Genomic DNA, 14,432 nt, shown 5'->3' with positions numbered 1-14,432 from the left:
GAGGGCAAGACGCGCCGCGGGACGCACCCGCCGTCTGCGAGGCCACATGGGACTCCTCCTGGTGAATTTTGCGCAAAGATACGCAGCGATTCACCCAGAGGAAAGATGTGGTTCACCGAGGGGATACGAAGATAGTTGCTGGTTGAATTTCGCCCAACGGTCAGGTTCAGCCGCGTTGCGGAGCGCAGCGGAGCAACGTCGGCTGGAACCCGTTGTTAGCCAGCACCGAGGGCGGAAGAGGGGCTAACGTGCACGCACATATCGGCAGACCAACGCGCCCGTGCTTGCTTTAGTCATCGATACCAGTTCGAACGGCATTGCTTTCCCGTTTGCGGGAAAGATTGTCTTACCCCCGCCGAGAATCACTGGCCCGATCGTCAGCAATAACTCATCGACAAGGTCAGCAGCGAGCAACGACCGAACCATCGCTGCGCTGCCGTACACGTAAATGTATCCCCCTGGCTGCGCCCGTAGGTCGGAGACTTTTTGCAAGAAATCGTCGCCACGAATGATCGTCGTCGGATGCCACGTGATGTCCTTCTCGCTGAGCGTGTTGGAGACCACGTACTTCTGCACCTTGTTGATCCAGTCTGAGAACGGGTCTCCCGAGCGGCTTGGCCAAGCAGCGGCGGACGTTTGATAGGTGCGGCGTCCTTGCAAGAGCGCGTCACTCTGCTTGGCGAGGTCGTCAAACGTGCCGCCGATCACTTCGGGGTCAAAGTACTTTAAGAACCATCCACCATGAGCAAAACCGCCGTCGGTGTCTTCCGTCGCCCCGCCTGGGGCCTGAACAACACCGTCGAGGCTCATAAATTCAGTGATAAGTATCTTCATAAGCTCTCCTGTTAACACGGCCAGGCTGTTGCTGGCTAACATCTTATTCAGCGGCTGGACTCGGCTGTTTTCGATGTTTGTACCAGTAACCATTTGTTTCCAGTAGTAGAAACTTTTCTTCGCAATGTTTCTACAATTAGAAACATTTCTGCGTGAGCAAAATGTCTAAAGTTGGACATTTTTCATGCACCGGGTTTGTCTCTACTATTGGACATTTTTTGCCCCCCGACTGGCGGCTGAAGCACCGTGCTGATCATGCAAGTCCAAAAACGCCGTCAGCGCAGCTTGCAGGTCCCCTTTGAAACCGTTTGCCACCACCTCGCGAAAGCGTTTTTCCAGCGGCGGCGGTAATTCGGCCAGAGCGATATTCGGCTTGACGAAGCCATTTTTCCCAAACATGTCCGCCGGGCTGCGCACGCTCTGTAAGCGCTTGGCCAGCACGTGGGTGTAAATCTCGGTGGTTTCAACATCGTCATGGCCGAGCAACTCCTGGACAAGCCTTATATCGTAACCTGCCTCGAGCAAATGCGTCGCAAACGAATGACGAAACGTATGGCAACTTGCGTGTTTGTGAATGCCGGCTTTGCGTATGGCGTCGTGCACTGCTTTCTGTATCGCACTTGCATCTAGATGATGTCGCTGGGTCACACCGGAGCGCGGGTCTTTAGAGAGCTTCGACGCCGGAAACACGTATTGCCAGGCCCATTCCTTGTTGTTATGCGGGTACTTCCGCGCCAGCGCGTACGGCAGGTACACCGTCCCAAACCCGGCTTGCAAATCCGCCTCGTGCTGCTTCTTCACCTCCGGCAGATGTCTCTGCAACGGTGCAATGAGGCATTCGGGAAGCAGGGTAACGCGGTCTTTCTCGCCCTTGCCGTCACGTACCGTGATTTTTTTATAGCCAAAGTCGATGTCCTTAACGCGCAGACGCAGGCCTTCGATCTCACGCACGCCGGATCCATACATCAGCATGCCGATCATCCAATACTTGCCCGTCAGCCGGTCGAGCACCGCCATCGCTTCCTCCGGCGTGAAAACCTCCGGCATGCGCTTGGGCCTTTGCGCCCAGACCACCTCGACTTGCTTGATCTCCTTCTTCAAAATCTTGCGGTAGAAATACAGCAGTGCGCACAAGGCCTGGTTTTGCGTCGAGGCCGCCACGTGGCGCTCCACCGCCAAATAGGTGAGAAAGCGCTTGATTTCTTCCGGCCCCATTTCCACGGGGTGACGCTTGTTGTGAAACATGATGTACCGGTAGGCCCAATCGACATAGGCTTGCTCGGTACTCCGGGCATAATGCTCGGTGCGCAACTCGTAGCGCAGTCGGTCCAGTAGCTTGGGCGGCTGGGCGCCCGCCGGCGCCGGAAGTGACTGGCTCATGACTACCCCCACCAGCGTTGCTACGTTTCACACTTTCTCAATTCACCCCTGCCCGTTCCCTACTGGCGATGGTGAATTGTCACTGCTGCGATGATTCGACGATGCGGTTGCTCAATCCCAGTTGCAGCGCTTTGTCATATGGCAACTCCCAATACTGCTTCTCCCGGTTCCATTTGCCGCCGGCGGCTCTGACCTGGCGGCCGAGGGCGACTTCGCCGTACTTGACCCGCAGTTGCACGATGCGATCGGACGCGATTTTGGCAGGCGGAGGCTCCCACGGCCCCTGCGCGATGACCAATTCGACCGTTTTCAGCCGCCGTTTGTTGGCGCGGTCATAGCGATACCGCACGCAAACGAGCCGTTCGCCGTATTCCGCCAGAATTTTTCGCGTGCCCGGCTGCCCGGGCAGCAGTTTTCGCAGTGTCCTCATGGGAAAGGCCGCAGGGGAACGGTGAACGGCACATGGAAAACGGCAAATGGTAACTTTTGACTGCGCAATGGTGAATGGCAAGCTGCCGAGAAAGGAGCGTGGCCCTGGCTGAAAGAAGCAGACGTGAAGCGGCCCAGCAGTGGCACGCGATAGGAAAAACTTTGACCCAAAGGCAACGATGGAGCATTCATGGCGGGACTCCTCGTTACTGCCAGCGTCCCGGGTGGTTGCGTGGAGCAGCCGCCCCAATTGGTTGTCGCAATTATGCCAATTGACCACCACAATTTCAAGTGAAATTTCTGGAAACCGAGTTTTTTATGCACGGTTTTCTGATAGCGAGCGGGCCGCGAGGCATGGGCCATGTTCATGTCGAGGTTACGGCATTTTCTGGCCGCAGGAAGTGAACCCCGCTTTCCGTTATTCGTCTTCCCAGGCCCAGGGCTTCCTCTGCAATTGCGGGGTCATTCCAGTGCCTGGGGAAGAGGCCGGCAGCATGACAGGGCCGGGCAACAACTCTTCCTCCAAACATAGCATAGAATACGAATGCTTCAAAAAGATTTTGGCAGAATGAAATTTCCCATTGATGGCTGCCTTCATGTCGTTTTCGCATATGCCAAACAGGCGCAGAGGCCGTCCCTTTCCAATGGCAGTTCGTTGATCGCCACACTCTGGCTCAGCAAATCCAATTCGCAGGCAAATTTCCCCGGCGCCGCCAAGGCGCAACCCCAAAAGATCAACAGGAGAAAACAGAGCAAACAGAGAGTGTGGCGTTTGGAAAATTTTTTGGCGCCACAAGCTCTGCTTTCTCTGTTTTTTCCTGGGTTGAAGGTTTTTGTTTTTTTGCAGCGATTGAACTTTCTGGGGTGCCCCCTCCATTCCTACAGCGAAACTCCGCTTTTCATTTTGAAAAGCCGCTCTTGCAAAAATGACAATTTGCCGCTTCCCCAAGAGATGCAAGCCCAGGCTGGATCCTGTGGATACAATTGTTTGATTTCATAACAGTTGAAGCGCAGAAAGCCGGCCGGACTTCCTCGCGCTCCGCGGCTGGCATGTGGTTTGAAAATAACAGCGGCGAGCTATATAGCCAAAGCCAATTAATTCAGATTCTTGCCATTTCTCCAAGGAGTTTTTGCAATGCAGCGAAGATTTCTCTCAGCGATTCTCTTGCTCGCGGCCCTTTCCGTTTTCCTGGTTGCCTGCGGCGGAGATGATAACCCCGTTACTCCCACCCAGCAATATGGTTCGGTTGCCGGCACCGTGACTTTTGTGGGCAACTGGCCGGCGCGCGGAGAGATCCAGGTTTCGATTTGGGCCTCCTGGCCGCCGGCAGGGCCGCCTTCTGCCGCGACGCTGCCCATCTCCCAGACGACAACCTACAACTACAAGATCGAAGGCCTGAATCGTGGCACGTACAAGGCAATCACCGTGGGCTGGCGTGATCCGGCCAACCCTGCGGGCGCGCGGGTGCTCGGCATCTACATCAATGATCCCAACAACAGCGGGGTGGCCATTGACGCCACCACCGGCCGGCCGACCTATGCGACGCCCACTGCGATCGAGATTTCCGATGCCAAGATGGATCACACCGGCTTGAACATCAAGGCGGATCTGGCGTTCGCGCCATGAGTCCGGCCGGTTGCCAAAGCGCAGCGGCAACCCCGCAGGCGACGTGGCAACGACGGGGAACCCGAGCAATGCAAATCGACGCAAACTGACGAAAGTGATGGCCATGTCAAGAAGCAACAAAATCCTGGTCGCGATCAGTGGCGTGCTTTTTTTAAGCGGCCTGTGCGCTGCGTTGTGGGCACAGCCCGCCGGCAACGGCACGGCCGGCCGTGCAGGCGAAATTCACGGTCGCGTGCTCGATGCCCAAACGCAAGTGCCCCTGGCGTGGGTGAGCGTGGTGGTGGAGGGCACGGCGCTGGGTGCCGCCACTGGGACGGATGGCAGTTTCGTCATCCGCGGCGTGCCCGAGGGCGAACACCGGCTGCAGTTGTCGCGCCTGGGTTATGAGGCTTTGAGCGTGCCCAATGTGAGACTGGCGGCCGGGCAGCGGCTGGTGCGCGAGTTTTATCTGCGGGAGAGTTATCTGGAAGGTGAGGAGATAACGGTGACCGCGGCGCGCAAGGAGCAGACGGCGCACATGGCGCCGGCGAGCGTGGCCACGCTGGATGCACTTGCCATCCGCCAGCGCAACGTGACGACGTTTGATCAGGCGCTGGCCGCGACGCAGGGCATCTCGGTGTTTCGCTCGGCGGGCACCACCGTGCAGGCGGTGTCGATTCGCGGTTCCTCGGACGTGGCCGGCGGCGGCGTGGGCAACCGCGTGTTGTTGTTGATCGACGGCCGGCCGGCGCTCACTTCGGACTCCGGGGGCGCGTTGTGGAGCCTGGTGCCATTGCATTTCATCGACCGCATTGAGATCGTGAAGGGCGCATTTTCCTCGCTTTATGGCAGCACGGCCATGGGCGGGGTGGTCAACGTGATCACGCGGCGGCCCAACTACGCCCGCAAGACGCACGTGGAGGCGAGCTACGGCTTTTATGAATTGCCGCCGGCTGGGCTGCGCCACACCGACACCCCCGGCAGGATCAGCACCCTGGCCTTCAATCACAGCGGCCGCTACCGGCGCGTGTCGTATCTGCTCAATCTCAGCCGCAAACAATCCGACGGCTTTCGTGAGCGCAGCGCCTACGAATTCTATGATCTCTACAGCAAACTGCTGGTGGATTTCCGGCAGAACCGCAACTTCGAGGTGAGCGTGGGCGGCACGTTTGCGGAGAACGATTATCCCCACACCTGGCTGAGCAACCTGCAGCCGTATCGGGTGGCGCCGCATTATCGCGATGACCGGCAGGTCAAGCGCGCGCTTGGCGCCGATTTTTACTACTGGGCGGTGCCCAATGCCCGGGTGAAATACGGCTCACGGTTTTACTTCTATCGCAACGCGGCGCGCAGTTATTTCAACGAAGGGGATCCGCTGCGGCAGATCCCCAACAACGAGCCCTACGGTTTGCGCACGATCGTGGATGCCGACAAGTTCGGCAACCTCACCCAGGTGGATTGGCAGGTGAACGAAAACCATGATCTCATCCTCGGCCTGGATGCTCAAATCGATCACGTGGTCAGCTCGCCGGACAGCATCATGTACGGCAACCGGCAGGTCAACAATCTCGCGGTGTATGTGCAGGATGAAGTGAGCCTGACGCCGCGCTTCACGCTCACCACCGGCGCGCGGCTGGATTACAATATTTTAGTGGGCGGCAGGCGCCAGAGCCAGGTGAGTCCAAAGATCGGCTTGGTATGTCATCTCACCGAGCACACCTCGCTGCGCGGCCTCGCGGGCCAGGCGTTTCGCGCACCTTCGATCGCCGAGCGTTTCTTCCGCAAGGAAATCAGCGGCGGCACTTCGTTCGTGCCCAACCCCAATCTGCAGGCCGAGCGTGTCAGTTCCTTTGAAATCGGCGGGCGCAGCCAGTTCGGCACCTGGCTGGAGGTCGATCTCGCGCTGTTTCACTACCGCTATCGCGACATGATCTACTGGGTGTCGCTGCCGCAGCAGCCCGGCCAGTTCGAGCCGATGTTCCAAGTGCGCAATCTCAACCGCGCACTGATACAGGGCGTGGAAGTGGGCGCCAATTTCTATCTGCAGCGCCGGCTGCGGCTGCGCGCCGGTTACACCTATCTCGATGCCGTGGACCGTTCCGCGGGCCGCAGCGACGATTTGCTGGCCTATCGCGTCCGCCACGCGCTCAACTTCGGCGGCACGTTCAATTGGAAAAAGTACGAGCTCAATCTCGACGGCCGCTACAACAGCCGTGTCGAGGAGGTCTTCCTTTATCCCAACGATGAGCCCCGGGCCTACTGGCTGTTGAACAGCAAGCTGGTGGCGGGCCTGATGAAAGGCGCGTCGGTTTCGCTGAGCTGCAACAATCTGCTAAACACACAATACGAAGAACTCGCGCGCTATCGCATGCCGGGCCGCCATTGGATTGCCGGCCTGAGCTATGAGTTTTAGCGCGCTTCTGGAATTACAAACCCCCTCTGTTTAAAACGCTCAGGCCGCGGGCATCATCCCGGACGGCGGCGACCGGCATCGCCGGAGGCCGGTGTGCTGTGCCGGGAAGATCTCAACGACATTCGCGACCGCAAGCCCAGCGCGGCGACAGCCGCAATCAAATGTGTTGACCACCGGGGATGCAAAGCACGCCACATATTTTCTTCAAGACCTGCCGGCCGTGCGTGCCATCGTGCGCCGCAGGCCATTGACCATTTGCAACATCCCTGCCTTGCATTTTTCCGGTTGATTCCAGTCTATTCCGAGGCGAGACAAGCATTGTTTTTCTCATTGCTTTCGCCCGCATCTTTGTGGTTCAAAAAATCCCGGCGGTCATGATCATTCTCTCAGAGTCATAAAATTCTACACCTCATCGCGGCATGCACTCCCCCATCCTTTATCTCCCCATTTTCACCACCCTCATCGCACTGGCGTTTTCCCGGAGCGTTTGGCAGCGTTACCGCCAAAAGGGGAAAGGCGCCCACTTGCTGTGGTGGGCGGCCGGCATTCTGCTCTACGGCGTGGGAACATTCACGGAAGGCTTCACGACGTTGTTTGGCTGGCACGAGGGCATATTTCGCATGTGGTATATTTCCGGCGCCCTGCTGGGCGGCGCGCCGCTGGCGCAGGGCACGGTTTATTTGCTGTTGCGCCGAGAAACTGCGAACCGACTGACGCTGGTACTGGTACCGCTGTTGATGCTGGCGGCCGCGTGCGTGCTCGCCGCGCCGGTGAATCCTGCCCTGGTGGAGCCGCAACGCCTGTCCGGCAAAGTGCTGGAGTGGCAGTGGGTGCGGCTGTTCAGTCCCGTGATCAACAGCTATGCCTTCATCTTTTTGGTGGGCGGTGCGTTGCTGTCGGCCTACCGTTTCCGCAAGAGCCGGCAGACCTATCACCGCTTCATCGGTAACATCTGGATTGCGGTCGGGGCGTTGCTGCCCGGGATTGGCGGCGCCTTCACACGCTTCGGCCACACCGAGGTGTTGTACGTCACCGAGTTGATCGGTATCATTCTCATCTTTATCGGCTATCGCTACAACGTCAGCGGCAGAGATCCGCAGCCGGCACTCCGCGCGGCCGCTGTCCCGCCTGCGTGCCAGCAATGAAACAGCATCTGCAGGGAACCCCCGGCTGTCAGGGTGCCGGGTCCCGGTCTTGAAGAGTTGCTGGATGAGAGAGGCCGTTCACCTCCAGCGCTTATGTTTCAGACGCAGCAGCCCCGTTTTCTCCCACGAAATTGAAGATCCCACGAAAACAGCCCCAACCATTTTCGTGGGATTTCCTTTTCGGAGAGCAGTACAAGCATCCTGCTTGCAGACAAGATGTCGGCGCTACGTTCCCCGCCAATAGCTGAGGCATTACTGTTGCGGAGAAAAACTTCAGTCAAGGAAGAGGGGCGCGGTATCTCCCACGAAATTGAAGCTCCCACGAAAACAGCTCCAAACCATTTCCGTGGGACTTCCTTTTCGGAGAGCAGTACAAGCATCCTGCTTGCAGACAAGATGTCGGCGCTACGTTCCCCGCCAATAGCCGAGGCATTACTGTTTCGGGGAAAAATTTCAGTCACGGAAGAAGGGTCGCATTTTCTCCCACGAAACTGAAGCTCCCACGAAAACAGCTCCAAACCATTTCCGTGGGATTTCCTTTTCGTGGGCGGAGAGTTTTCAAAAGAGCAGACAGGGTGACAGCAAGGCCGGGCATGTGGCGCCACCAGGACAGCTTCACCGCAGCAGCAGCAGCTTCTTGGTGAGCACGACGTGGCGCGCTGCAGAAACGGCTTCCAGACGATAGAAATAAACCCCGCCGGGCAGAGGCTGGCCGCGGTTGTCTCTGCCATTCCAGCGGAATTCATGCACCCCAGCAGGCTTCATCACCGCCCAAGTTTTGACTTCGGCTCCCAGGATATCGAAGAGACGAAGCTGCACCTGCGCGGCCTCGGGCAGCGCAAAGCGGATTGCGGTGAAATGGCCAGTAGCATTTTGCGAGAGAACAAAGGGATTGGGATAGTTCTGTTCGAGTGCAAACGCCGTTGGCGGCGCGCCGGGTTGGTTGCGGTCTGCAACCCGCACCACAGGCTCATCCGGCGGCACGAAACCGTATTGCGAAGTATGCCAGCGGTCATGGCCGTACATCGGCCAGGGGAAACGCTCGTGGACATAGGGCACGCCGGGGATTTGCCAGACGGTGAGCCAGGTTTCTTTGGGTCCGTTGATTTCCTTTCTGCCGACCGAGACGGCAGCCAATTCCACCGAGCCATCGCAATTCAAATCTCCCATCGCCACAGCTCTTGAAGTCGCAGATTGTTTCGGGCGAAGTGGCGACCATGGTAATTGTGTTCCCTTATCATTGAAAACATAAATACGGCCAAACCAGCCACTATTTATCAAATCGGTCTGATTATTGCTCACAAAAATGTCTAAATGTCCGTCACCGTCCACATCTCCAACCCCGGGGCTGATGTATGTGCTCCGAGCGATCAAGGTGGGGTCAATTTCACCGAGAATGATCGGCCAGCCTTCAACCACACTGCCATCGCCTTTCCAGGCGACAATGTGATCAAACAAGTCCCCAAAGATCAATTCCGGTGCACCATCCCGATCAATATCTGCCGCTGCCGCGCCGGCCTGAAAACCCACCAGCGAGTCTCCGTCCGCCAGGTATTGCGGCCAGCCCGGCATCATGCTGCCGTCGTAGCGATATAACGCCGCGAATCCCGTTGCGGCAACCGGATTGAAAGTTCCAATGGCAACTTCCAGCAAGCCGTCGCCATTCACATCCGCCAGGGTGGGATCGCAACCACCAGCAAAGGTGTAACCTGAAGGCAGCGTAACCGGCCAGCCAGGCAAATACTCACCGCGGGCGTTCCAGACATACAAACGCCCCTGATAATCTTCGAAGCGATCGGCGGCGTATTGCCCGGGCAGTACAATTTCCGCTTCGCCATCGCCATTGAGATCTCCAACAGCAGCTTTTGCGATGGGAGCAAATGGTGAGATATCTTTGGGCCAGCCCGGGGCAATAGTGCCATCGTGCTGAAAGACAAACACTTTGGCCTCGAGGCCACAAATGATTTCCACTGTCGAATTTTGGTCCAAATCATAAAGTGTTACGGAAACAACGCCGGCTTCCGGCAACAATACAGGAAACCCTGCCAATAACTCACCATAATTGTTCCAGGCGTAAAGGAAACCCCTGCCCGTTGGAGCGTCCAAATCAATTGTAACGATCTCCAATTTGCCATCACCATTGAGATCTCCTGAAGCTGGCGATTCTCTGGTTTCATACATGGTCGCTTGTGGCCATCCCGCCAGCGCTCGGCCATCACTATTGAAAACGTAGACCATTTTCCCACTTGCGGTAACTATATCCCAATCGCCATCTCCGTCAATATCAGCCAAGTTTGGCCCGCCACGACTGCTTAAATACTTTTCTGTTGCCAACGGCTGTGGAAAATTTTGTGCGATTTTCGGTGGCGCCTGCCCCAAAGCGGTAACAATACTGAATGATAACATGAAAAAAGAAAAAGAACCAGACTGTAATTGGTTATACCAGTTCGCGGAACTCATCGAGGTTTGCTCCTGTACGAATAAAGGCTGCAGGCAATTTCTGCCTGCAGCCCATACGGCTTGACAGGCAAAGCTTATTCGAACATGGCGACACACGAAATACTGTCTCAGTATGCAGTATCCAGGACTACATCTACATAAGTATCCGTTCCTTGAGCATGATAGACGTTGACTTGACCCAGCAGGCTGCCATCGTCGGCGACAAGGGTATAGGTGCCTGAAGGAAAGTCTGAATTCTCGCCCCAAATGTTATAACTGCCCCTGGTGTCCCATACCTCACCGTCAGCTATTTTGACTGAACCCAACCATGCATCGACTGATGTGCCTACACGTGCGGGTTCGTTATTCCGGTAAGTTGCTTTGCCGTGAAATTGCCTGTTTGGGACGGGATGAGATTGTGATTGCTCAACCAGGATTCCCACCAGCAGCACGGTCGTCATGGCAGCGGCAAGCAAGATCATGAAACGCTTCATCTGAAAACTCCTTTCTCGCGCAAGCATTCACCTCTGCGCTCCGGCAGCCGTCGCAAAAACCCCTTGCTTCTCGAAACACCGATGCTTATCATCTCGCGCGTTTTGGTTGAGAAGCTTTGGTGGTCTCCCGGCAGACTGCCAAAGCTTTTCTTTTTTTGGAGAAAGAAAAACGCCGGAAGGCAAGGCTCAGCAAAACGTGCAGCGGCCGGGGAAACGGTGTTTCTTCATGGCAAGACCCGCCCCAAATGATACTCGTTCTCTCAACGCACAGCAGGCGGGGAAAACGCGAAGGCAGGAGATCCGGGGGTGGCGCAAGGCAAAAGCGGCTGTTTCCCCATTCCCACCATGCCGTTGACGTGACGGCGCCAGAGTAAGCAAAAAAAAAATTTTGTCAAAGGGAAATTTGCTTTCGTGGGAAAAGAGCCATCAAGAGAATGGTCACACACGAGTCGCGGTATCTCCCACGAAACGGAAGCTCCCACGAAAACAGCCCCAAACCATTTTCGTGGGATTTCCTTTTCGGAGAGCAGCACAAGCATCCTGCTTGCAGACAAGATGTCGGCGCTACGTTCCCCGCCAATAGCCGAGGCATTACTGTTTCGGGGAAAAATTTCAGTCACGGAAGAAGGGTCGCATTTTCTCCCACGAAACTGAAGCTCCCACGAAAACAGCTCCAAACCATTTCCGTGGGATTTCCTTTTCGTGGGCGAAAGGTTTTCAAAAAAATGTTGGCGCGATGGCGGGGGCGTGGGTTGAGCAGCACAAGTTCCATCCTGGATGGCGGGCCTGTACGCGTTTCAGCGCCCGCGTGATTGAGCTCGCTGGTTTGCACGGTGTTTGAGCTGGGGCCCTTCCTACTTTTCCGATTTCACGCTTGATATTATCGGAAAAAGTTGGTTTTTTAGCCGGTCGGTCAGTGACAACGGGTGGGATGCCGCTGCCGACAGATGCCCAAAACCGCAGTGTCGGACACGAAATGCCACTTACCTGCTTGCGGAAGGATCACTTGATGATGTGCAAGAACGCATTGGCGGTGTTCCTGTTGATTTTCTTCTTCCCGCCGTGGGCGGCACCGGCACAAAATCTTTCAGGCGTGAGCATTTGCATTGACCCGGGACATGGCCCCGGCAACAGCAATGCCGGGCCGACCGGTCTGCGCGAGGCGGACATTAATTTTCGCGTGGCCACTTTTCTCAAAAACTATCTCATGGCTGCCGGCGCGGACACGGTATTGCTCACCCATCAAAACAACACCACCGACATCAGCCTGAGCCAGCGCGAACAAATCGCCAACAACTTCGGGGTGGACTGGTTTCACTCGGTGCATCACAATGCCACCGGCACCACCAACACCTCCACGCGCTACACCCTGGTGCTGCTCGAAGAAAAGCGCGATCCGGCGCGGCCCTGCCCCAATGGCAGCAGCTCCGGCACCGGCCGCGCCGAATGGCCGGGCCAGTCCGACGTGATGAGCAATCTCATGGCCGAGAGAATTTTCCAGGCCTATCGTACTTCTTCATTCTTGACGCGCCTGGACTGGACCTTCTACGGCGGCTGCAATGGCGGCTTCAGCCTGGGGGTGTTGAACGATTTGCAAATGCCGGGCGAGCTCTCCGAAGGCACGTTTCACGACCATCCCGGAGAAGAAGCCAAGATGCGCAATCCTGATTTCCTGCGCATGGAAGCGCGCGCCCTGGCGATGAGCTTTTTTGAATACTACAACGCCGGCAAAATGTCCACCGGCGCGCTGGTGGGCCTCGTCAGCGACGCGGAAAACGGCGCACCGCTCAACGGCATCACGGTCATGCTGCAGCCGGGCAACCGCACTTACACCACCGACAACAACCGCAACGGCGTTTATGTTTTCGACGATCTTCCGCCGGGCACCTACACGGTGACGATCGCCGCGCCGGAGTACCTGCCGCTGACCGCGACGGTGACGGTTGCCGCGCATGCGTTCCGCGCCGCCGACGCCCGCCTGATCCCCGCAGCCCTGCCGCAAGTGAGCCAGGTCAGCCCGGAACCGGATGGTCAAAACGTCTACGTCTATGCGCCGATCCGCATCTCGTTCTCGCGCAATATGAATACCGCCTCGGTGCAAGCGGCGTTTCGCCTGCAGCCGGCAGTGGCCGGCGTGCTCAGCACCGTCGCCAACAATCCCAGAGAGTTTCTCTTCACCCCGGATTTTCGCTTTGAGTTTGGCACGCGCTACACGGTGACGATCGACAGCACGGCGATGGATCAGTTCGGCCATCGTTTGCAGGGCGGCACAGTGCAGTGGAGCTTTGCAACCATGCCGCGCAACGCGGCAACGCCGGCGGTGGTGGACTTCGCGCCGGCCAACAAGCAGACACAGGTTTTCGTACGCGACGTTATCGAAGTGCGCTTTAATCGCGAAATGGCAATGGCCTCACTCCTGCCGCCGGCTCTGCAAGTCTTTGCGATTCCAGGCAGTCCCGCCGGCATGCGGGTTTTCCTTTCCCGTGAAAGCGATTTGTACAAGTACAGCCTGGTGCCCGTCGGCAACCTGTTGGGGAACCGGGTTTACACCGTGCAGCTTTCCGATCAGGTGCGCGATGCCCAGGGCAACCGCCTGCCCCAGGCACTGGAATGGAAATTCAAGACCGCCCTCGCGCCGGAGGTGCTGGAGCTGCGCAGCACGTTTTCCCTCACGGATAATATCCTGGGCGATCCGCGGCTGCATGCCGGCAGCAACAACTTCGTGGCGGATTCCACCGACTTTGCACTCGTCCCGTTCTTTGTCGTGAGTGATTCCACGGCCGGCCGGCTGCGTTATGCCTTCGTGTCCAACCGCAACGGAGCCGTGTTCATGAGCCTGACTGCAGCGCTGGTCCTGGGCAAAAATGATCTCGCCAGCCTGCTGGTGTTTGGCGACGCCAGCGGGAACACGCTGCGCTGGCATGTGCGCGGCAGTGACGGCCAGCTTTATGTTTGGGAAAAACGCCTGGATTGGACCGGCTGGCGCAATCTCAAATTCGAAGTGCAGAAAGACAGCGTGAATCTGGCGGGTCAGAGTTTTGCCGCAGCCGCGCTCGCGCCCCTGCGCTGGGAGGATTTATCCGTGTCGAATACCGGCGCGGCCGCGGGCGAAATTTATTTTGAAGATTTGTCTTATGGCCATCCGAGCAGTGTGAAGGTGGATGAATCTGCGGCCGCTGGGCCGGCGGGCTTCGTTCTGCGGCAGAATTATCCCAATCCCTTCAATCCCACCACTGAGATCGAATTCGAAATGGCGAATACCGCAGCGGTGGAGCTGGCGATCTTCGATCCCGCCGGTCGCCGTGTGCGCGTTTTGCTGGAAGGTGTGGCCGCCGCGGGCCGGCATCGCGTGCGCTGGCACGGCGACGAGGAGGGTGGCCGGGCCGTGGCTTCCGGCCTGTATTTGGTGAAAATGACCAGCGGAAGTTTTACCGCCGTGCGCAAGCTGGTGCTCGTGCGCTGAGTGATTCATACTCCGCCGTCAGGCGCTCGAAGGTAGAACCTGAATTGTGCATCGAATTCGTGAGATGCCCCCGTTACCGCGGCCAACAACGGCCAGTCAAATCACCCATTGGGTACTGGGTCAAACCGCCGGCCGAATGGACCACGGAGCCACGGAGAATACGGAGTCAACACGGAGTCAGCTTATTCACGCATCCGATGTCCTTGCTCTGAAAGATGATCGTCATCGC

9 protein-coding genes and 1 pseudogene are annotated in these 14,432 nt (G+C 57.4%); 5 read left to right on the top strand and 5 right to left on the bottom strand.

All coding sequences use genetic code 11. From position 1 onward, the window contains the following. Positions 1-243: 243 nt before the first annotated feature. The 3 genes and pseudogenes from ONB52_19760 to ONB52_19750 all read right to left on the bottom strand — a co-directional run bounded on the left by ONB52_19760 (position 244) and on the right by ONB52_19750 (position 2,644). Entirely contained in the window at positions 244-834 is a 591-nt protein-coding gene (locus ONB52_19760) for a dihydrofolate reductase family protein (protein MDZ7418368.1), read from the bottom strand. 405 nt (positions 835-1,239) lie between these two features. Then, a pseudogene (locus ONB52_19755) lies at positions 1,240-2,214 on the bottom strand (integron integrase). Positions 2,215-2,293: 79 nt separating this feature from the next. Further along, positions 2,294-2,644, bottom strand: coding sequence for a hypothetical protein (locus tag ONB52_19750; protein MDZ7418367.1), 351 nt, complete (start codon positions 2,642-2,644; stop codon positions 2,294-2,296). A 543-nt stretch (positions 2,645-3,187) separates the two neighbouring features. On the opposite strand from ONB52_19750, the gene ONB52_19745 reads away from it, so the two are divergent. The 4 genes from ONB52_19745 to ONB52_19730 all read left to right on the top strand — a co-directional run bounded on the left by ONB52_19745 (position 3,188) and on the right by ONB52_19730 (position 7,807). Next, the gene (locus ONB52_19745) at positions 3,188-3,643 is read left to right on the top strand and encodes a hypothetical protein (protein ID MDZ7418366.1); all 456 of its coding nucleotides are present in this window, start codon (positions 3,188-3,190) and stop codon (positions 3,641-3,643) included. 135 nt (positions 3,644-3,778) lie between these two features. After that, entirely contained in the window at positions 3,779-4,270 is a 492-nt protein-coding gene (locus tag ONB52_19740) for a hypothetical protein (GenBank protein MDZ7418365.1), read from the top strand. A gap of 103 nt (positions 4,271-4,373) precedes the next feature. Next, positions 4,374-6,662 (top strand): TonB-dependent receptor, encoded by a 2,289-nt coding sequence (locus ONB52_19735; GenBank protein ID MDZ7418364.1) that lies wholly within the window; start codon positions 4,374-4,376, stop codon positions 6,660-6,662. A 419-nt stretch (positions 6,663-7,081) separates the two neighbouring features. Next, entirely contained in the window at positions 7,082-7,807 is a 726-nt protein-coding gene (locus tag ONB52_19730) for a hypothetical protein (GenBank protein ID MDZ7418363.1), read from the top strand. Between the two features lie 615 nt (positions 7,808-8,422). Here ONB52_19730 and ONB52_19725 read toward each other — a convergent pair. After that, positions 8,423-10,267, bottom strand: coding sequence for an FG-GAP-like repeat-containing protein (locus ONB52_19725; GenBank protein ID MDZ7418362.1), 1,845 nt, complete (start codon positions 10,265-10,267; stop codon positions 8,423-8,425). A 107-nt stretch (positions 10,268-10,374) separates the two neighbouring features. Beyond that, the gene (locus ONB52_19720) at positions 10,375-10,740 is read right to left on the bottom strand and encodes a hypothetical protein (protein MDZ7418361.1); all 366 of its coding nucleotides are present in this window, start codon (positions 10,738-10,740) and stop codon (positions 10,375-10,377) included. A gap of 1,009 nt (positions 10,741-11,749) precedes the next feature. On the opposite strand from ONB52_19720, the gene ONB52_19715 reads away from it, so the two are divergent. After that, positions 11,750-14,203: an Ig-like domain-containing protein gene (locus tag ONB52_19715; protein ID MDZ7418360.1), complete on the top strand. Its 2,454-nt coding sequence runs from the start codon at positions 11,750-11,752 to the stop codon at positions 14,201-14,203. Positions 14,204-14,432 lie beyond the last annotated feature (229 nt).

This window comes from candidate division KSB1 bacterium (assembly GCA_034506255.1).
Taxonomy (GTDB): Bacteria; Zhuqueibacterota; Zhuqueibacteria; order Zhuqueibacterales; family Zhuqueibacteraceae; genus Coneutiohabitans; species Coneutiohabitans thermophilus.
This window is presented reverse-complemented; position numbering and strand designations above follow the sequence as displayed.